General features: G+C 59.4%; 11 protein-coding genes and 1 rRNA gene. 6 read left to right on the top strand and 6 right to left on the bottom strand.

The window, feature by feature from the left end; translation table 11 throughout:
* The first annotated feature begins 37 nt into the window (after window positions 1-37).
* The 5 genes from LC059_RS00060 to LC059_RS00040 all read left to right on the top strand — a co-directional run bounded on the left by LC059_RS00060 (window position 38) and on the right by LC059_RS00040 (window position 4,817).
* Window positions 38-1,288 carry an MFS transporter gene (locus LC059_RS00060; RefSeq protein WP_226701816.1) on the top strand — a complete coding sequence of 417 codons (1,251 nt, stop codon included), beginning with the start codon at window positions 38-40 and terminating at the stop codon, window positions 1,286-1,288.
* Window positions 1,289-1,290: 2 nt separating this feature from the next.
* Window positions 1,291-1,950, top strand: coding sequence for a helix-turn-helix transcriptional regulator (locus LC059_RS00055; RefSeq protein WP_226701815.1), 660 nt, complete (start codon window positions 1,291-1,293; stop codon window positions 1,948-1,950).
* Window positions 1,951-2,074: 124 nt separating this feature from the next.
* Window positions 2,075-3,418 (top strand): DnaT-like ssDNA-binding domain-containing protein, encoded by a 1,344-nt coding sequence (locus tag LC059_RS00050; protein WP_226701814.1) that lies wholly within the window; start codon window positions 2,075-2,077, stop codon window positions 3,416-3,418.
* Window positions 3,330-3,983, top strand: coding sequence for a replication protein P (locus tag LC059_RS00045; RefSeq protein ID WP_226701813.1), 654 nt, complete (start codon window positions 3,330-3,332; stop codon window positions 3,981-3,983). Before LC059_RS00050 ends, LC059_RS00045 begins: the two co-directional genes overlap by 89 nt.
* A gap of 117 nt (window positions 3,984-4,100) precedes the next feature.
* Window positions 4,101-4,817, top strand: coding sequence for an outer membrane protein (locus tag LC059_RS00040; protein ID WP_226701812.1), 717 nt, complete (start codon window positions 4,101-4,103; stop codon window positions 4,815-4,817).
* A 249-nt stretch (window positions 4,818-5,066) separates the two neighbouring features.
* Here the strand turns inward: LC059_RS00040 and LC059_RS00035 are convergent, their stop codons facing one another.
* The 5 genes from LC059_RS00035 to LC059_RS00015 form a co-directional block, all read right to left on the bottom strand.
* Entirely contained in the window at window positions 5,067-7,514 is a 2,448-nt protein-coding gene (locus LC059_RS00035; protein ID WP_226701811.1) for a hypothetical protein, read from the bottom strand.
* Window positions 7,514-13,624, bottom strand: coding sequence for an OmpA family protein (locus LC059_RS00030; RefSeq protein ID WP_226701810.1), 6,111 nt, complete (start codon window positions 13,622-13,624; stop codon window positions 7,514-7,516). The genes LC059_RS00035 and LC059_RS00030 overlap by 1 nt, the downstream gene beginning before the upstream one ends.
* Before the next feature lie 65 nt (window positions 13,625-13,689).
* Window positions 13,690-14,739: a hypothetical protein gene (locus LC059_RS00025; RefSeq protein ID WP_226701809.1), complete on the bottom strand. Its 1,050-nt coding sequence runs from the start codon at window positions 14,737-14,739 to the stop codon at window positions 13,690-13,692.
* A gap of 61 nt (window positions 14,740-14,800) precedes the next feature.
* The gene (locus LC059_RS00020; RefSeq protein ID WP_226701808.1) at window positions 14,801-15,280 is read right to left on the bottom strand and encodes a DUF11 domain-containing protein; all 480 of its coding nucleotides are present in this window, start codon (window positions 15,278-15,280) and stop codon (window positions 14,801-14,803) included.
* A gap of 17 nt (window positions 15,281-15,297) precedes the next feature.
* The gene (locus LC059_RS00015; RefSeq protein ID WP_226701807.1) at window positions 15,298-16,287 is read right to left on the bottom strand and encodes a hypothetical protein; all 990 of its coding nucleotides are present in this window, start codon (window positions 16,285-16,287) and stop codon (window positions 15,298-15,300) included.
* Between the two features lie 404 nt (window positions 16,288-16,691).
* Between LC059_RS00015 and LC059_RS00010 the strand changes: the two genes are divergently transcribed.
* The gene (locus LC059_RS00010) at window positions 16,692-16,925 is read left to right on the top strand and encodes a hypothetical protein (protein ID WP_226701806.1); all 234 of its coding nucleotides are present in this window, start codon (window positions 16,692-16,694) and stop codon (window positions 16,923-16,925) included.
* Between the two features lie 149 nt (window positions 16,926-17,074).
* Here the strand turns inward: LC059_RS00010 and rrf are convergent.
* Window positions 17,075-17,188, bottom strand: a 5S ribosomal RNA gene (gene rrf / locus LC059_RS00005); the annotation flags it as partial.

Raw genomic sequence — 17,188 nt, 5'->3', positions numbered from 1 at the left:
AACTTAATATAAAAACAAATTACTTACCTTATCCCCTATGCCAATCGCCAACGCAAAAACAACTCTGGTGGCAGTGATGGCGGTGACCCTGATCGGCACCGCCGGCATCGCACTTCCCTACCCGGTATTAGCGCCGCTGTTCCTGGACGGTCCTGAAAATGACCTTACCCGCTTTATGGATATGCCCCCAAAGCTGCTACTGGGTATCGTATTGGCACTGTTTCCCCTCGGGCTATTGCTGGGCAGCAGTGTGGTCGGCGCGCTGTCCGATCAATATGGCCGGCGCCGCACCTTGGTGCTGACCTTGGTACTGGCTGCGGCGGGATACGCACTGTCGGCGCTTGCGTTGAGCTGGAACAACTTCCTGCTATTCGCAGTGGCGCGCTTCGTGACCGGGCTGTGTGAAGGCAATATCGCCATCGCCCGTGCAATGGCGGCGGACCTGCATCCAGTCATCGACCGTACCCGCGCATTGTCACTCGCCATGGCGTGTGCCTATGCGGGCTGGCTACTGGGGCCTCTCAGTGGGGGATATCTTGCGGTCAATGGCCCCGAGGCCGTGTTCTGGGCTGGCGCCCTGGCAGTAATCACCTGCGCGGTGCTGGCGCAACTTTTAATGCCCTCGGACGTGATGCCCACAGACTCGCCAGCAAAGTCCGAGGGCCGCACGCTGATGCATTTGGTTCGCTCACAGAATTCACTGACGCTGTGGCGGGAGCCGGCAATTCGCGCCCTGGCGCTGTTCAACCTGCTGTTCTGTCTCGGCGTCAATGCGTTCTATGAGTTTTATCCCTTCTGGCTTGTGGAGAAGTTCGCTTACCAGTCCCACCAGATTGCCTGGAATACCGTAATAGTCACCGGCGTAATGATTGCGACCAGTGTCCTGGCAATTCCCGCCCTCAAGCGACGTTATGGTGCAGAGCCTGTCGTATTTTCAGGCGCTGCAGGTCTCGGCATTTTGCTGCTGTTGCTCCCCTTCTCCAGCGCACATGGCGCTGCCGGACTGTTTGCTTTGATGGGTGTGGGGATCGCCACTGTGAACGGGTTCTTTCCCGCAATTATGTCGGAGCGCTTCGAACACTACGGCCAGGGCCGGGTAATGGGGTTACTTACCGCGAACTTCTGCCTGACCAGCACACTGATTGCACTGCTGGGTAGTGGCCTTGCGCTGCTGGGGAGTGAGTGGACACTGATCCTCGGCGGCCTGCTCTGCCTGGCCGGCGCAGGTTGGTTTGCAATGCTGCACAGGGCACCCGATGATTGGCCGACAAAAGCAGACGCGCGTTGAATATGTCCAACTCGAGAACATCACAAGCAAACGCCACCAGCGATTCCCGCGAGCAAATTCTCTATTTGCTGAAGACTCGCGGCGCACAATCCGCGCGGTTTATCGCAGAGAGCCTGGGGATCACCCCAGTGGGCGCACGCCAGCACTTGAACCAACTGGCAGACGAGGGCCTGCTGAGCCGATCCGACCGCGCGGAAAAGGTAGGGCGCCCGGCCAGCTTCTGGGAGCTGACGGAAAAGGCACAACAGCGATTTCCGGATCGCCACGGCGACCTTACCGTGAAGCTGATCGACAGCGTACGTGAAGTCTTCGGCGAGCAGGGCCTCGATGCGCTGATCGGTCGGCGTGAGAAGGAGTCACTGACGGAATACCGGCACGCGCTGGGAAGCTGTCAAACCCTCGGCGCACAGGTCAAAAAGCTCGCAGAGTTGCGGGACAGAGAGGGCTATATGGCCCAGGCCATACGGGAGAAGCGCGGTGTATGGCTACTGGTGGAAAACCACTGCCCGATTTGTGCGGCAGCGCGCAAGTGCCGCGGTTTCTGCAGGGCGGAACTGGAAATCTTTCGCCAGTGCCTGCCGGAAGCGCAAGTGGAGCGCTGCGAGTATCTGCTCGACGGCGCACGCCGCTGTGCCTATCGGGTAACCGCCCTACCGCGCTAGGGGGAATGGGCGGTGCGAAACCCTAGCCCCCTAAAATCCTGAAACTCAGAAGTCACCGAAGTTAGCGCTGTTCAGCCCCCAAATCCACTCCCGGTGACCGCGCCCCCGGTGGTATCATCGCGGCATGAAACACCCCCTGCTCCCGGAACGCCCCCTCGTTATCTCCCCGACTCTGGCCGCCACCCTCGGCCTGGAGGAGGCGGTATTGCTGGGCGCACTGGCAGACCTGCTGCCATTTTTACCCGCGGAGTCACATCCCGGCCGCGACTGGCACACCGTAGAAAGCGACCAACTACAGCAATTGCTGCCGTTCTGGGAGCCTGCGGACATTCAGCGGGTGGCCACCAGCCTGCGCAACCAGGGCGCCCTGCTGCTGGGGGCTGCGCCTTACGGTAGCAGTTCAATGCTCAAGTTCGCGCTGCCCTCGACGGTATCTCACACCAGCGCCGCCCACGCCAACCACCCCCACATCAACGCCCCGACGGCGCCCCAGATGCCGGCCGCGCGAGCGGCGAATACCATCTCGCCAAGCTGGCAGCCCGATGGTGAAACCATGGCGCGCATCGCCCAGCTCGGGGTGCCGGAGCACTTCGTGCGTGAACAATTGCCCGAGTTTGTCACTTACTGGCGAGACCGCGGCGAGAGCCGACATTCATTCGGCTCCCTGTTTCTCAAGCAGGTCAAAACCAAGTGGGAGGCCTTCCGCGCAACCCAGGGGCGCAAACAGCCCCTGCCGGAGCAGTGGCGCCCGGGTGAGGAGACTCTGCGCAAGCTGGCCGACGAGGGCGTGCCCAGCACTTTCGTGCGCCGCTGCCTGCAGCGCTTTGTGGAATACCACCGCAACAGTGCCAAGCAGTCCGTGTCTTGGGATCTGGAATTCAATGACTGGGTGACGGAAGACTGGGAAAAACAGGACACGCCGTTTATCGAAAAGCGCAAGCCTGAGCCCATGACCCGGGATTGGCAGCCCAGTGAAAATACCTGGGAGCAGCTGCGCCGATTGGCCATCAACCCCAGTTTTGCCGCAGAATTACTGCCGGAATTTATTTACAAATGGCTGGAACGCGGTGGTCACAGCGCTCGCTGGGGCGAGCAGTTTATCGACTACGCGCGCACGGAGTGGGCATACTACTGTCAGGGCATCGAGAAAAACCCGGTCGCCAAGCCCATCTCCCGCAACTGGCAGCCGTCCAGCGACTGCCTCGGCCACCTTTTGAATCAATGTGAAATTGACCGCGAATTTGCCCTCGGCCTGGTGCCCGAGTTCCGTCTGTACTGGCGTGAGCAGGGTGCGGCACGCAAAAGCTGGGATGCCGTATTCGTACGGCATGCCCGTTATCAGTGGGCCGAGCGCAATAAATTCGCGATAGGACAGCAACATGGCAAGCCACAACAATCCGGGCAATCAGGTAACCAGCGCACACGGGACACATCAGTCTGGGACATCGTCACAGACACAAGCTGGTAACCCCGAACTTGAAGCGCGCAAACGTGCGCTGAATGAAGTGTTCGGCCTGTTGAAACTGAGCTATCACAACCAGTTCAACTCAGCCTTCCAGGATGTGCAGACTCTGAACCACGCCAAGCGCCTGTGGCTGGAATCCCTCGCCGGTTTCTCACCGGAAGAAATGGTCGCCGGCGCCAAGCGCGCGATCAAGCAGTCCGAGTATCTGCCCACCATTCACAAAATGCTGCAGTTCTGCGCAGAGGGCGAAAACGGTCTGCCGGATCCCCGCGCCGCCTACAGGGAGGCGTGTAACGCACCGAGCCCCAAGGCCAATCACAAGTGGAGCCACCCCGCGGTGTATCACGCCGGGCGTGCATCGGACTGGTTCTTCCTCGCCAACAATCCGGAAGCTTCTGCCTATCCGGTGTTCGCCAGCCACTACAAAAAAATCTGCGAAAAGCTGATGGCGGGCGAGACCCTGCCCGCCCCGCAGCAGATCCAGCTGGAGCACAAAGCCGCAAAACCCCTTTCGAAGGCCGAAAATGCCAAGAAGTTGGCGGAATTGCGCGCGCAACTCAAAATATGATGTGATGCAGTAGGCTGCCGGTAACGTCAGCCTTGGATCCAATTCCGTGGTGGTAATGGATGTAGTCGGAAGCGGTTCTGCCAATAACCATTCATCGACTCCAGAGCAGGTATCGCCATGATCCGGCCCCTCCTTCTGCTTGTGGTACCACTTTCCCTGCTGGGCAGCAGCTTTGCCTGTGCAGACTTCTATTCCCACCGCTATGGTGGCCTCAGCTTTCAGGGCACCGCCCTCGACCCTCTTTGCAACAGTTCGAGGGAATTTGTTGAAAGCCTGAACCGGGAGCAGCAGTCCTCACAATTTGAAGGCTGCACCGACAGCGGTTCGGGGGCAAAACTCTACGCGGGATGGCGCTGGAGCCCCAACTTCGCGGTGGAGGCAGATTTTCGTCAGGCCGCTACAACAACCTCGCAGTTCACGGTAAGTAATCCACAGCTGCCGTACCTGCACATCAAGGAAAAACTCACCACCCGCATGGGCAATGCGTTCGTTGTTGGGCATCTGCCAGTGGGAAGATCTGGCGTCAGTGTGTTTGGCAAAGTCGGCGGCGGTTTCTGGCTCAGCCAGCTTCGCTCCAGACAGAGAGGCGATGCGCTCGCCATCTTCCAGCTCGAAGACGGCTCCCTGCAGCCTGTCGTGTTTCCTGTGGATGGTACTTTCTCTGACAGCACCAGCGGTTTCCACTGGGGATATGGTGCCGGTGTCAGCTATAGCTTCAGGAACCGCTGGACCCTTCGGGCAGAGTGGGAATTTTTCCCGGAAATCGGCAGTGATGAGCTTCTCGGAGAGTACGAGGTAGAGTCAGCCTCGCTGGGCTGGAGCGTACATTTCTAGGGGCACTTACCCAGGACGTTTGGTAGCAGCCTGGTCACGCGCACGTGTGGATGGCTGTAGCAACTCCAACACCGCGCTTCGCAACTTCGCAATCCACACGCCAGGCCAGGGCTTGATTTGAATAGTGATTCCACACTTGTCCACAACTGGGCTTACACACAGAAACTTGGGACAGACCTGTGCATAAGTTGCGAATAGGTGCCTTGAACCGCGTGACTGTTCGCCTCGGTAAAGAAGCCTAAAAAAACGTCAGCGCACCCGCACTCGGAAAGTAAATTCCACCCAGGTGTCACTGCCGGCGGATTGTCCGTTCATCCGCCCCGCTGGTTTCAGGCGGATATGGCGCACCGAGGGGTCGAAACCATCGGCATCCGGTACCGGAACATAACTCCAGTCGACGCCATCTTGGGAAAATTCCACGTGATCGGTGTCGCTATCCAATGCGGAATACACCCAGCTAAGGCCGCTTGCCGGTGTGCCATCGCTGAAGCTGACAGGCCCGGAACCTGCCGCCCCCAGATCTCCCACATACAAATCCACATGCTCAGGCAGGGCATCACCCAGAACCAGGCTGTCACTGTCGGTGCTGCCATCGCCGCTGTTACTGAGGCGCAGCGTGTACTGGCTCACCGCCCCGGGGATCGACTTGGGATTGACACTGCCATTGACCGGATCCCAAAGGGTAACGACCCATTTCAGCAGACTGAGAGAAGGCAACACCCGGCTGTTGGTGGCGGTACACAGGATACTGCTGTCGCCGGGCAGCACCGTGAGAGTAGTGCCAGCAAGACTGCCACCACTGCAATCGATCGCCAGGCTGTAGAGTCCGGAGTCGCCTACGGAGAAGGTCTCGGCGATGGTGCCGCTCTCCCCCGCATAGACGGTCACCGGGGTGCTATCAACGCTGTTGTTGCCCGCGGAAACCACCGCGCCCGTGCTGGCATTGTTATTGAACCCGCTACTGGTAACCGTGGCGGTGTCGCCACTGGCACCATCCTGCCAGGTCTTGCGCAGGGTTAACGTGGCGGAGCGACGGGTGTTGGTGAAGGTGCAAGCGACGTCCGTGTTGGGCATGGTGAGGGTGCCGCTGGTACCGCTGCCACTGGTGGCCGGCGTGGTGTCGCAACGGTAACTGGCGGTGTAATTGGCCAGATCGGTTCCGGAGCCGGCGCTCTCTGCGAAGGTCGCGCTCGCCCCCACATCCACCAGCTCACTGGCGCTGGCGCCGTCGCCCCCCTCGCTGCCAGTTGTGCCGTTGGCATTCATCACGAACAGACCGCTGTCGCCACCGGGCCAGGGACTGATCGGGGTAAGTTGTTTGGTGACGGTAAGGTTGCGCTGGCGCACATTGGTAAAAGTACAACCGATTTCGGCCCCCGGCTCGGACACCGCCGCGGCATCCAGAGTGACAGTTTGCGTTGCGAGGTCCGCACTGGCACTGCCGCCGCTGGCGAGCCCGCTGCAATTTACACTCGCCAGGCGCCAACCCGCTTGTGGCGTCTCCACCAGATCCGTAGCCACCCCCAATGCGGCAAGGTACTGCGCACTCCCACTCACCGATGCACCCGCAGACGCGGTGCTGATAGTCTGGTCACTCCAGCCATTGGAGCCGGTGAAGGTAAAACTGCCGCTGTCGCCGAGGCTGGTTTTGGTAACGGTCACCTGCGGCAGTTTGCGGTTGGTAATGGTGCAAGCGGCGGCCGAGTTATCTTCATCCAGGTCTGCAGTAATGCTGCGGTTGGCCTCGTCCACGGTAACGACCGGGTCGCCGCGCTGGTCAGAGCAGCTGATCAGCGCAGTGCTGTCCCAGCCGGTTTCCAGCTGTTCGCTGATCACAAGACGCTGTGCGGTTGGCAGTGCGGTAATAAACACCCGCGCGGTCTCGCCGTCGCTCAGGGTAAAGGTGGCGGTGTTGCCGGCACTGGCAATGGTGTCGGTGTAGCTACCATCGGCGCGCCGCACAATCACTTTGGAGCCACTTGGGCCACTGGCGGTATAAGTGAATTCCTGGCCATCGCCATCCGGCTCGGTCTGCTTGGTGACGTCCACATGCGCACCGGAGAACACTTTGACGTCGCCACTGACCAGACTGACACCACTGTTACACTTTGACTTCGAACCGGGCTCTACATCGGACGGCACCGCACAGGATGCCTGTTCATTCTGGTTGTAGGTCAGAACAAACGGTACTTGCAAAGCACCGGTGGTGGCATCCCCCTGGCAGAGCACGCGGATTTTATCCACGCGGACATCGTCATCGCCGCGCTTTGTGTAGTCACCGCAGCTGTTGGCAGTGTTCGCAGGGGTTTTATCGAACCACGGCAGCGGATTGGTGGGGAATGTTGCTACCGAGCAGGATTGTGAAGCATCGCTTGATCGTGGATCGTTACCCGCTTCGCCTACGAAAAATCCAACATCGTAACGATCGGCATTACTGCCGGAGAGGCCAATATCCACCCGGAATAAAAACTCTTCGCCCGCCACGCAGAATGGTGGCGTTCCGGGTTCGGCACTGAATACCGGTTCTACGGTAAATTCCCCGGCACTACAGTTCAGGTCGCTCCCATAGCGCGTGCCCGCGCACGACAGCCCCTGTACTGCATTGGTTGTGGTAATAACCTGGGTTGCCGCCGGCACAGCCAGCAGTGCGAGTGCGCCACCGGCAATCAGTTTGCGCATTGCCTTCGCCAACATCATTACTCTCCCGATTCGCTACCGCTGCCGAAGCGGGTGTTCTGGTCAAACTTGAAACGCAGTTGCAGGTATGGGCCCTGGGCCGTGTAGCGGGCGGCCTCGAAATCCCGATCGCGGAACCCCTGGAAATTCCACCCCAGGGTGATCCAGCCATCCCGTACCGGGGAGAAACCCAGCTGCGGGCCAAAGGAATAGAGGTGCGTACCGGCCTCCCAGGAATTGAGCGCACTGGCTTGCAGGCCGAGATCCATCCACTCATTGAGGTCGTAACGCGCTTCGACACCGAGCAGGTCGGTGTACCCGTCGTACTCAACTCCGTCGAAATTGTCCTGCGCATATTTGGCACCGTAAAACAGTGACAACTGGCTGCGCTGGTATCGCTGGAACAGGTTGCCGGTGCGGTCTTCACCACTCCAGGGACGGGAAATCCGGTTGAGGGCGAAATTATTAATCACACGGCGGCTGCGGGCATTGTCCGCGGCGAGGCTGTCGAAACCGAACAGGCCACCGTCGAAGGCCGCATTTTCAACACTCTCATAACGGAACTCCAGGCGATTGAGGATCGACCAGTGGCTGTCCAGCGGCCGCCACGCCCAGGAAAGATCCAGGCTGGCGAGATCACCGCTGGCGCCCTGCTCGGTATCATTGTGGAATGCCTCGAGGGTGCTCGAGAACGCAATACCCGCCTGCGCCTGACGCAGGAAGCCACTGCTCATTCCCACGCGATCGCCACTGTCCGCACGGCGGGATTCCAGCCGCCCACGCCAGGCCCATACATCGCCGCGCCAGGCTGCGCCGACACTCAGGGCAACAAAGTCTTCACTGATGCTGGTGACAGAAGACTGGACAAAGGCGCTGTTGCCGGTAGTCGTATTCAACTCCGGGGATGACGTGTCCTCGTCCAGGGAATGGCTGGCATCCAGTCCCAGATCCAGGCGCCACTGCTCGCTCAGGTTTGCCGCCTGACTCACCCCCAGCTGGGAGTAGCGGCGCGGACCATAGCCACTGGCACGACTCTCATTCAGGGTGGACGTAACAAGACCTCCTACCCAAGGCGTGAGCTGGACGCCCACACGACTGGCGCGGCTATTACTGCTATCGCCGTCGCTAAATTCCTGCCCGGCCAGCAGTCGGGCGTAGTCGGTGAGCGCATAGCTGGCTCCCAGCAGGTAGCGATCCGGATAATCGGCGCTCTCACTGCGGCCACCGCCGAGGGAAGTTTCGGTTTGCAGCGACAGGTCGGCGCGGCCATTCAGTAGCTGGCGGCTGGCAGAAAATAGCGCCTGACTGGAATTCGCTTCAATCGGCGCCTCGCCGGCGGTAGTTGCCGGTAGCTCATCTGCAGCGTGCTGGGCACCGAAACTGATCCGTGTTGCATTGGTTTCGTAGCGCAACCGCGCCTCGGCAGCATTGCGGCGCGCGTCGTTGGTCAGGTTCTGCTGCTGGTAAGCCTCCCCCTGCAAGGACCATTCTTCGCCCAGGTGAACCTGTCCCTGCACACCGGACTTGCGCTGGCCCGACTGCCCCGCGGTTTGCTGATTCAGGCCAAACTCCGCATCCTGCTGGCGGCTGTAGGCGAGCACATCGTAACGACTGCTGTGGTGTTCCACTTCCGCCAGCCAGGCCTCGCCGTCGCGCTCGGCGTCGTCGCCACGAGTCTGCGCGGCTTCCAGGCGCAGCTCGCTGTCGTCACCAAAAAACCATCGCAGGTCGGCACCGGCGAGGTCCGCGCTCCCGTCAATGCCTTCGTCGCGCAGGCCACTGACACCAACCTGCAGCGTCTCATCCTGCAGGTTGAGCCCAACACGACCACCACCGGCGAATGCCCGGTTGTTGCCGCCACTGGTTTCGTATTCGGCAACGATGTACACCGGATTAAAGTCGAGGTCCCGACTGAATATCGGCTCGCGGAAAAACAGGGTGCCCGCGGCATAATCGATTTCGTAATCGATGTAGGGCGTCAGGATTTCGGTTTTCAATACCTGCTCGCGGTGTATCCGGTCGCGGGTTTCGATACGCACCCGTTCACTGTTGAGCAGAATTCCCGGATAGCTGAGGCGGTAAAGGCCGGAGGTGCCATCGCCCTGAATTTCATCGCGGGCATAGCTCTGCTCGGTGTCTGCGGCAAATACCGTGTACACCACCAGACCGCCACCGTCTTCCGCCTTGAAACCATTGAGGGTACGGCTATAACGGGAAAGCTGGGTTTTCACCAGGCCGGTTTCGTAGTCACCGAACAGGGCGTAGAACTGGCCCCGTTCCATTTTTACGTAAAGTTTCTCGCGGCTAGCAGCACCGTAAACCTGGGTGGTACCGTCGCCATATAGGGTGTAGTAGCGGGATGGGTCGATGGGCGACATCAGCGCCTGGTCCCTTGGCTTGTCGCTGTCGTAAGCCATGGTCAACAGCCACTCGCCCAGCACGCGACCCTTGGCGTAAAAGCTCAGCTGGCCATCGGTATAAACGCCTTCATCCTCAGCCGCCGGCAGGGATTCCATACGCTTGTTGAGGGTGTTGTAGCCCAGGGTGCCTTCGGCAAAACCCACTACAACCCAGTCCCGGGCGGCGGGTGACATCCACCCGTACAGCTGTTGCTCACGGCGGGTGTCGACACCTGTGTGGAAGCGGAAGTCCAGGGTAAACGCACCGGAGCGGGTGGTGGGTGCCAGCTCGATCCAGGCGATACCCTCATCCCCTTCTACCCGGTACTGGGGCTGGAATTCACCCAGCCCCGCCAGTTTGCGCTGTTGTTTATCGTTCTGACTCTGCCACGCCTCGTAGGGGGCACTGATGGCGACGCTTCCGGTGATGCCGTCGCGCACCGGGAAGCCATCGCGATCCAGAATACGCACCGCGATACGTGGGCGCGACACGCCATCGGCGCGCAGATCCGAGCGCTCCGGCAACAGCTCCGCCCGCGCCGGGGTATTGGCAAAGTGCACCACACGAAGGTAACTGGCGAGCAGCTCGCCGCTATCGTCATACACCTTTGCCAGCAGCTGGTTATCACCCTCTTCCAATGGCAGCGCTCGCCAATGGCTGGTGGCAACGCCACCCCGTGGCGCTGTTTCAATACCTTCATAACTGAGTGCCGGGGCGGGCTTGCCGTTTACGGTAAGCTCCACGCGTTCACCGACACCGTGGGCGATCACCGCGCGCACCGCCGGTGCCCGCGGGTTGTGCCTTTCCTGCGGAAACAGGAAACCCTGCTCACCCGCTGCCTGCGCCAGCCAGTCCACACCCGCGCCTGCCGCGGATGCGGAGGAGGTCTTTTCGTCCTCGCCCGCTGCCCCATCATTCGGCGCCAAGTAAGTGGCCGGGTCGGTCAGGTTGACGGTAAGACGGCCGCTGTCGCTTTGCGTTTCAGGCGTACCTGGTTCTTTATCCGCCGCGGATTTGCAATCAAGGCGGTTTTCCGCAACCGGCAAGCGAAGGTTTTCACCAACGGCGGTATCCACCAGCGCATTGACCTTGATGGTGTTTCCGGCCTCGCACTGGTCGGTATCGACCTGATCCCGGCGCAGCGCTTCCGTTTCAAATGTGAACTGGCGGGCGTAGGGCGCACTGTTGCTCTGCGGCAATCCGGTAGCGTCCGGGAGACGCCACATCAGCACCACACCACTCTGGCGGGGGTCGTCCACGGGCTCCCCGTCCAGGCGTGCTGTGCCGGGGAGATAACGCAAGCCTTCGGGCAACATGGCGGTAACGCGCAGATTGGTAAACGTACCGCCACTGGTGTCCAGCGCAACCGTGTGCGTACGTTGCAGGCGCTTGCCTACCTCAACTTCCGCCGGGCCAGTACGGCCGTATACCAGAACATCCACCCGCCGGTTGCGGGCCATCCCCTCCCAGGTGAAATTGTCTGCCAGCGGCAGGCTTGGGCCCATACCGCCCACGGTTACCCGCTCGGCAGAAAGCCCCAGAGCCTCTCCCAGCACATTGGCAACCGTGCTGGCGCGGGCCATGGACAGCCCGTGGTTATCGCGGAATTTTGCTCTGGCACGGCGCGAGAGACGCTGGCTGTCGGTGTGGCCGACAATCTCCAGCCCGAACACCTCACCACCTTTTAAGGTCTCCACCAGCGCCTGCAGCTCCGCCGCCGACTCAGGCAACAGCTGGTCGTCCCCGGAGGCGAATCGGCCGCGGAAGGTGTACTTGGTCGGCGCCACTTCTTCCAGCAGTGGCAACGCCTGCTCCTCTCGGGTCTGCAGACGCAGCCCGGCCCTGGATGGACGCAACTGAAAATCAGCGCGCCACAGGCTGCCGCCGCGGGCATCGACAAACTGTGAATAGGCGCTGCCGGCAAAGCGAGTGTTGTCCACACAGGATACCGGTTCCCACCCCATTGGCAGGTTGGCGATATCCAGCTGTACTACGTGGGTACCCGGGCGCAGCCCTTCCATGTGGTAACGGCCATCCGCATCGGTCACTACATAGGTGCCGTCGTCCAGCAGCAGGCGCACATTCGCCAGGCCTTTGCGTTCGCTCCACGGGGTGTCGCAGTCACCGCCATATACGCCGCCCACCAACGTGAAACGGTCGCTGATAAAGGGCTCGGTGATCGTTACCGCTACCTGCGCGAGGTTGGAACTTAATTGGCCACCACCTGGGTTGAGCGCAGTGGCAGTCGCGGTGTTGACCGCATCACCGGTCTGCGCGCCTGCGGTTACCTCGACAACGTAGCGCACTTCCAATTGGGCATCAGCGGCCAACTCACCGAGAGCAATCTCAAGTGTTCGGCCATCGGCGCCAATGGTTGGATCCGCTTGCTGTTCACCATCGAGGTACAGTGATCCCGCACGGTAGCGCATACCCGCCGGCAGGCGATCGACAATCAATGCCTCGCTGGCGGGAGCGGAAATCAGGCTCTGCAGCTGCAGGCGGTATTGCAGGTAATCACCGGCGGCAGCGGAGCTTTCAGAGACGCTTTTCTCCAACAGCAGTCCCGCGGTGGATGGATCTACAGGCACATCCATTGCCAGCGCAGGACTCACCGAAACTGAAAAACTCTCACCCCGGGATCCGGCCACTACCCGATAAGGCTGGCCGTCGGGGGCCGGGGGTATTTCGCTGTCGGCAACGGTGGAAGGCGCGGTGTAGTCCGAGGGGGGCGTTACCGTCAGGCGGTAGTTGCCCGGCGGAACATAGGGGAAGCGAAAACCCGGGGTACCGCTGCCACCGGTAATCTGGGTATTTGAGAAGGGTGTGACACCGTCGTCGCCATAAACAATCGCCGGCGATCCGTCATCGGCATTCACCAGCGCTACCGTGGCCCCGACGAGGGGGGTTCCATCAACGGAGTCGAATACTACGCCAAGCGGATCGGCGAGCGCGCCGGCGCGTGCGGATTCGCCGGAACACATGGGGTCCAGGTAACTCAGCGCGAGTTGCGCGTTTTCACCCAGCACCAGTTGCCCGTCGCTGCTCTGGGGCCGCCGATCGGCTTTATAAAAACTACTTGCCACTGCTGCAGCGAATACGCCGGTATCCAGACCGGTTTCGTACAGGTATAGCTGCTCCCGCTCTGGCGACGCAGAGCCTGTGCCGGATACGGTCGTCGGGTAATCCACAGTGAGTTCCACTGCCACGGTTTCGCGCACAGTGGGGTCGATATTGCGGTTGCCATCCTCCAGCGCGATCAGAACCGGCTCGCCACCGTGATATACCGTCGCTGTGCGCGATGCCACCGCTTGCAGCGACAGGGCACCGCCATCCAGCGCAGTGGGTACCGGCAGGGGCAAGCGTGCTCCCGAGGTATCAACGTAGCTGCCACCACTGAAGTCGCGGCCGACACTATCGGGGGCCGACAAACTGGACGGGATATGCTGGTAAAAGCCTACGGAGGAAGGGGTACACGCTGGGGTTGCCAATACGCCCAGGCTGACACTATTGGAGTCGAGAAAACGGGAGGCAGAGTCGCCCGCATGTACCCAGCTTGCGCGGGCAGTATTGACCACTTCGATATCCGCGGCACGCAGTGAAGTGGAGGCAAGCATTAGCCCGAGCAGCAGAATCGCCGCCAGCCCCGACAGAAAACGCCGGGCGCAACAAAGCCCGGCGGACTTACGTCCCCCGGGCTTAAGTGAGTGCTGGGCCAGGAGGGTATCAACCATAACGGCTACGCATCGCGCACCGCTGGGGAGCGGAGCGGGTGGCGTGGGCCACCCGTTGCGAAAGGTTAGTCGATTGTTACCTGGAAGCTTACCCAGACGCTCTCACCGGGGCTAACTGTCGGGAATGTCGCAGTCACGGTACCGCCTGACTCGTCACCTAGAGACGGGGCGTCAGCGCTACTACCGCAGGTTGTGCCCGAGCCGGTAGCGACACTACTTGCCTCAAAAGAGGTGTATAAGGGAACTCCGTCGCTCACGGTAACGTCTGTTGCGTCCGCGGTCGCGGTATTACTGTTGGTTACCACGATGCAGTACTCAACCAGAGCGCCAGGAATAGCCTTGAAATTGGAGCTGCTTACGTAGTCATCGATCACTGTCGAAGACTTGGCCACGGAGAGGTTGGCACCGCTGATGGAGTAGGCTCCGTAAACACTTATCTTGCCGTCATAATCAGAATCGGTGACGCCTGTTGCATCGCCAAATATGGTTTCCATCCCGCTGGTGTTTGCACCGGTGTCTTGCGACAGGGGGTCGCCGTTCGTTTCCGTGGCGGTTGCCGTAAGCACCACACCGATCGTCTCGCCATCAACCACCGACGAGGGAATATCGATGCTCACTAGTACATTAACGCTATCGTCGGCGCCCAGATCTTCAATTCGGAGAGAATCAGTTCCTACGTCATAAACACCATTCCCGTTAGTGTCTAAAAAGGCAATTATGTTTGTGCCTTCCTGGTCGTCTGTGCCGATATTCGTGGGGCCCGGGTTGACCAGGTCGCCGTTTACCGCGTTGATGGCATCAAGATCAAAGTCAAGAGGGGCGTTGGACGTATTGGTGAGAGTGTAACTGGTAATCTTCGAGGTGGCGCCAGGTACTGGTGCAGTTCCAAGGTTACCGTCCAAGGCCAGGGTCATGCGAATAACACGATCCACGACAAAAGTCTCTTCGTTACTGTCGACATCCTCCTGATCCACGCCACCTACCTGATAGGAAACTGTCGCCGTATTGGAGATCGTTTCACCCGCGTCGGTACCCACAGCAAATGCTTGCGGCACAAACCCCACAGTCAGCAGGCCGATCGCCGCCCAAAGTGCCTTTGATTTCTTGTTAAACATTTTTAGTTCACCCCGATTAGATTTTATAAATAATTAATACGGTTCGTTGCGCCATCGCGCTTTATTTCAAAACTGCCCGGTAACGCACGCTGCCGGAGTCGCCCGGTGCGACGCCCCCCTGCAAAGTCCAGCGCAATGCGACCACATCGGATGCCTTCGCTGCGCGCACTGTTCCATCGGCTTCGGTTACCCGCAATGAATCCAGTGCATCGAAAAGATTGCCGTCTACGGAAACCTGGATGAGCGCACTCTCACCCTGAGCGGTATCGGCCACGTACACCATCTCTTTGGGTATCCGGTTATTTACCACCAAGTTCTCCGCTGGCTCCTCACCTGCGTTGCGATAGGTGATGACGAATACCACTTCCTGCCCTGGCTGGGCACGCTCCACCGGTTCCATTTTTGTGACTGTCACACCATTTGCATCGGTAGTGGTCACCTCAATAAAAGCGCGAGTTTCAAGCTCCACTGCCGCGAAAGCCGGCACTGCGGAAGCCATAAACGCGGCGGCAAGAGCAAAAGCCCCGAAGAATTTTTTCATTTGAACCTCTTTAGCGATCAGTCAATTTCGACCTGGAAAGTGGCCGTATAGCTAGCCGGTGCGTTGACCGTACCGATATTGATTTCGATACGCGGTGGTGTAGCGCTACTGTCAAATCTCGCTTCATCACTGTCGGCCGCATCGCTTTTGCCTGCGCCGTTCAGGGTGATGGAGCCGGCCAGGTAAGTGGTGTTATCGGGAATGTCATCGCTCAGGATCACATCCGTGATCTCGCCGCTGCCACTGGCAGAAAAAGTGAGGGTGTAGGTAATGACCGCGCCCTGAACCGCAGCACTGCCGCCAAAGGGGTCGACAACGCTCTGGCTCTTGGTGAAGGAAGGCTGCACCAGCGTTATCTGGTAGCCGTTCTGGGCCACCGCTGTGGCACCACTACTGCCTACCACTGCATTGCCACCGCCATCGCCCTGGCCCGCAAACACGGTACCCGGTGCGTCACTGCCGGCACTCGCCTGTGCGGTAATCGATTCCGCAGTCAGCTCGACCAGGCCCAGGTCACTGCTGGACAGTGCATCGGGAACGTCGGCAACCACAAACACCGCGATCGACTCATCGGCAGCAAGTTGCAGGGGCGAACTTGCGTCATACAGTGCGTCGCCTGCATCGTAGAGGCCGTCACCGTTGCTATCGATATAAATCAGCGCATTCTCAGGGTCGAACTGATCACCACTAAGCGCAGTGTTTACCGCGAGGTCATAGGCCTCATCCCCGTTTCCGGTATTGGTGACGGTAAAGGACAGCACAGCGCCGATCTCCGGCGATGAAGCAGAGATATAACCCGCATCATTGGAAGCGACAGTTACATCCAGTAACTCGTCTACACGGAGGCTGGTGGTATTGGAGCTCACGGACTGCGGATTGCCCGTGGTGTCGGTATAGGTGGCCGAGGCCGTGTTACTGATGGTGGTGCCGGCCCCGGTGCCGACCGCAAACGCCTGCACCGAAAGAAGCAGCGCAGCCCCCCCCAATAGCCATCTTTGCAAAGACATCGTGTTTTCCCTAAAACCTTATCGGCGAGCGGTGGCTGCAGAAAATCCCTAGAAACCGTTCAGCTACGCGCCTTATTTAATTTTTTGTGACTCTTGACACAGATTTTATCCACACCCAAATATCAATGGAAGAAGAAAACGCCTAAAAGGACTATATTCCGCCAATGAGTCAGTAATGGGAGCTCAATCTGATCACTTATTAACCGGCATCTTTTTATGAAGAGGCCGGCACGCCTGAAACCACTTCTGGATCTATTTTTTGTCATCATTCTTGTTGATAACTAGATCCTTTCCCCAGCCCTTCCAGGTATTCACCGCTTACACAACGCACAGCCTGTGGATTACCGACTTTCCCACAGTTTCCATGGATATAGCTGGGGATAACTGCGGGATATTGGGCGTGAGTGGCATGGTTACTGGCGTTGAGAAAACGTTTAAAAAACCGTCACGCCTATTTTTGCAAATTTGCCGCGATGAAAAATGCGTTTCTTCCACAAAATGAGGCTATCCAGCCCAAAACGAAAAAAGCCCTGACCGCGTTAGCGATCGGGGCTTTTTGTTGTATTCCGTATGCAGCGGTATGGCGCTGCGAGTCTGCAGACCTACACTGGGTGTCGAGCTGCGCTCGCCATCGCTGAAGCGACGCCTTCGGCGCCCCAAACTGGCACCTTCGGTGCATCGTTTGTCACATGGCAGCGCGGGGCGCTGCAAGGTAGTGGCAGTAATTCACCGTATCCTAAATAAAAAAAGGGCCACCCAAATGGGTGGCCCTTTCTTTTATTTAGAAGCCTGACGATGACCTACTCTCACATGGCGAAACACCACACTACCATCGGCGATACTGCGTTTCACTTCTGAGTTCGGCAAGGGATCAGGTGGTTCCACAGTTCTATGGTCGTCA

The organism is Microbulbifer elongatus (assembly GCF_020524885.1).
Classification (GTDB): Bacteria; Pseudomonadota; Gammaproteobacteria; order Pseudomonadales; family Cellvibrionaceae; genus Microbulbifer; species Microbulbifer elongatus_A.
The sequence above is the reverse complement of the archived record's forward strand: the minus strand, read 5'-3'. Positions and strand labels throughout refer to the sequence as shown.

Excerpts from the sequence above, each read along its gene's own strand:
- LC059_RS00030 (WP_226701810.1), bottom strand. The coding sequence starts at position 13,624 with ATGGTTGATACCCTCCTGGCCCAGCACTCACTTAAGCCCGGGGGACGT.
- LC059_RS00020 (WP_226701808.1), bottom strand. The coding sequence starts at position 15,280 with ATGAAAAAATTCTTCGGGGCTTTTGCTCTTGCCGCCGCGTTTATGGCT.
- LC059_RS00060 (WP_226701816.1), top strand. The coding sequence starts at position 38 with ATGCCAATCGCCAACGCAAAAACAACTCTGGTGGCAGTGATGGCGGTG.
- LC059_RS00015 (WP_226701807.1), bottom strand. The coding sequence starts at position 16,287 with ATGTCTTTGCAAAGATGGCTATTGGGGGGGGCTGCGCTGCTTCTTTCG.
- LC059_RS00025 (WP_226701809.1), bottom strand. The coding sequence starts at position 14,739 with ATGTTTAACAAGAAATCAAAGGCACTTTGGGCGGCGATCGGCCTGCTG.
- LC059_RS00055 (WP_226701815.1), top strand. The coding sequence starts at position 1,291 with ATGTCCAACTCGAGAACATCACAAGCAAACGCCACCAGCGATTCCCGC.
- LC059_RS00035 (WP_226701811.1), bottom strand. The coding sequence starts at position 7,514 with ATGATGTTGGCGAAGGCAATGCGCAAACTGATTGCCGGTGGCGCACTC.
- LC059_RS00045 (WP_226701813.1), top strand. The coding sequence starts at position 3,330 with ATGGCAAGCCACAACAATCCGGGCAATCAGGTAACCAGCGCACACGGG.
- LC059_RS00040 (WP_226701812.1), top strand. The coding sequence starts at position 4,101 with ATGATCCGGCCCCTCCTTCTGCTTGTGGTACCACTTTCCCTGCTGGGC.
- LC059_RS00050 (WP_226701814.1), top strand. The coding sequence starts at position 2,075 with ATGAAACACCCCCTGCTCCCGGAACGCCCCCTCGTTATCTCCCCGACT.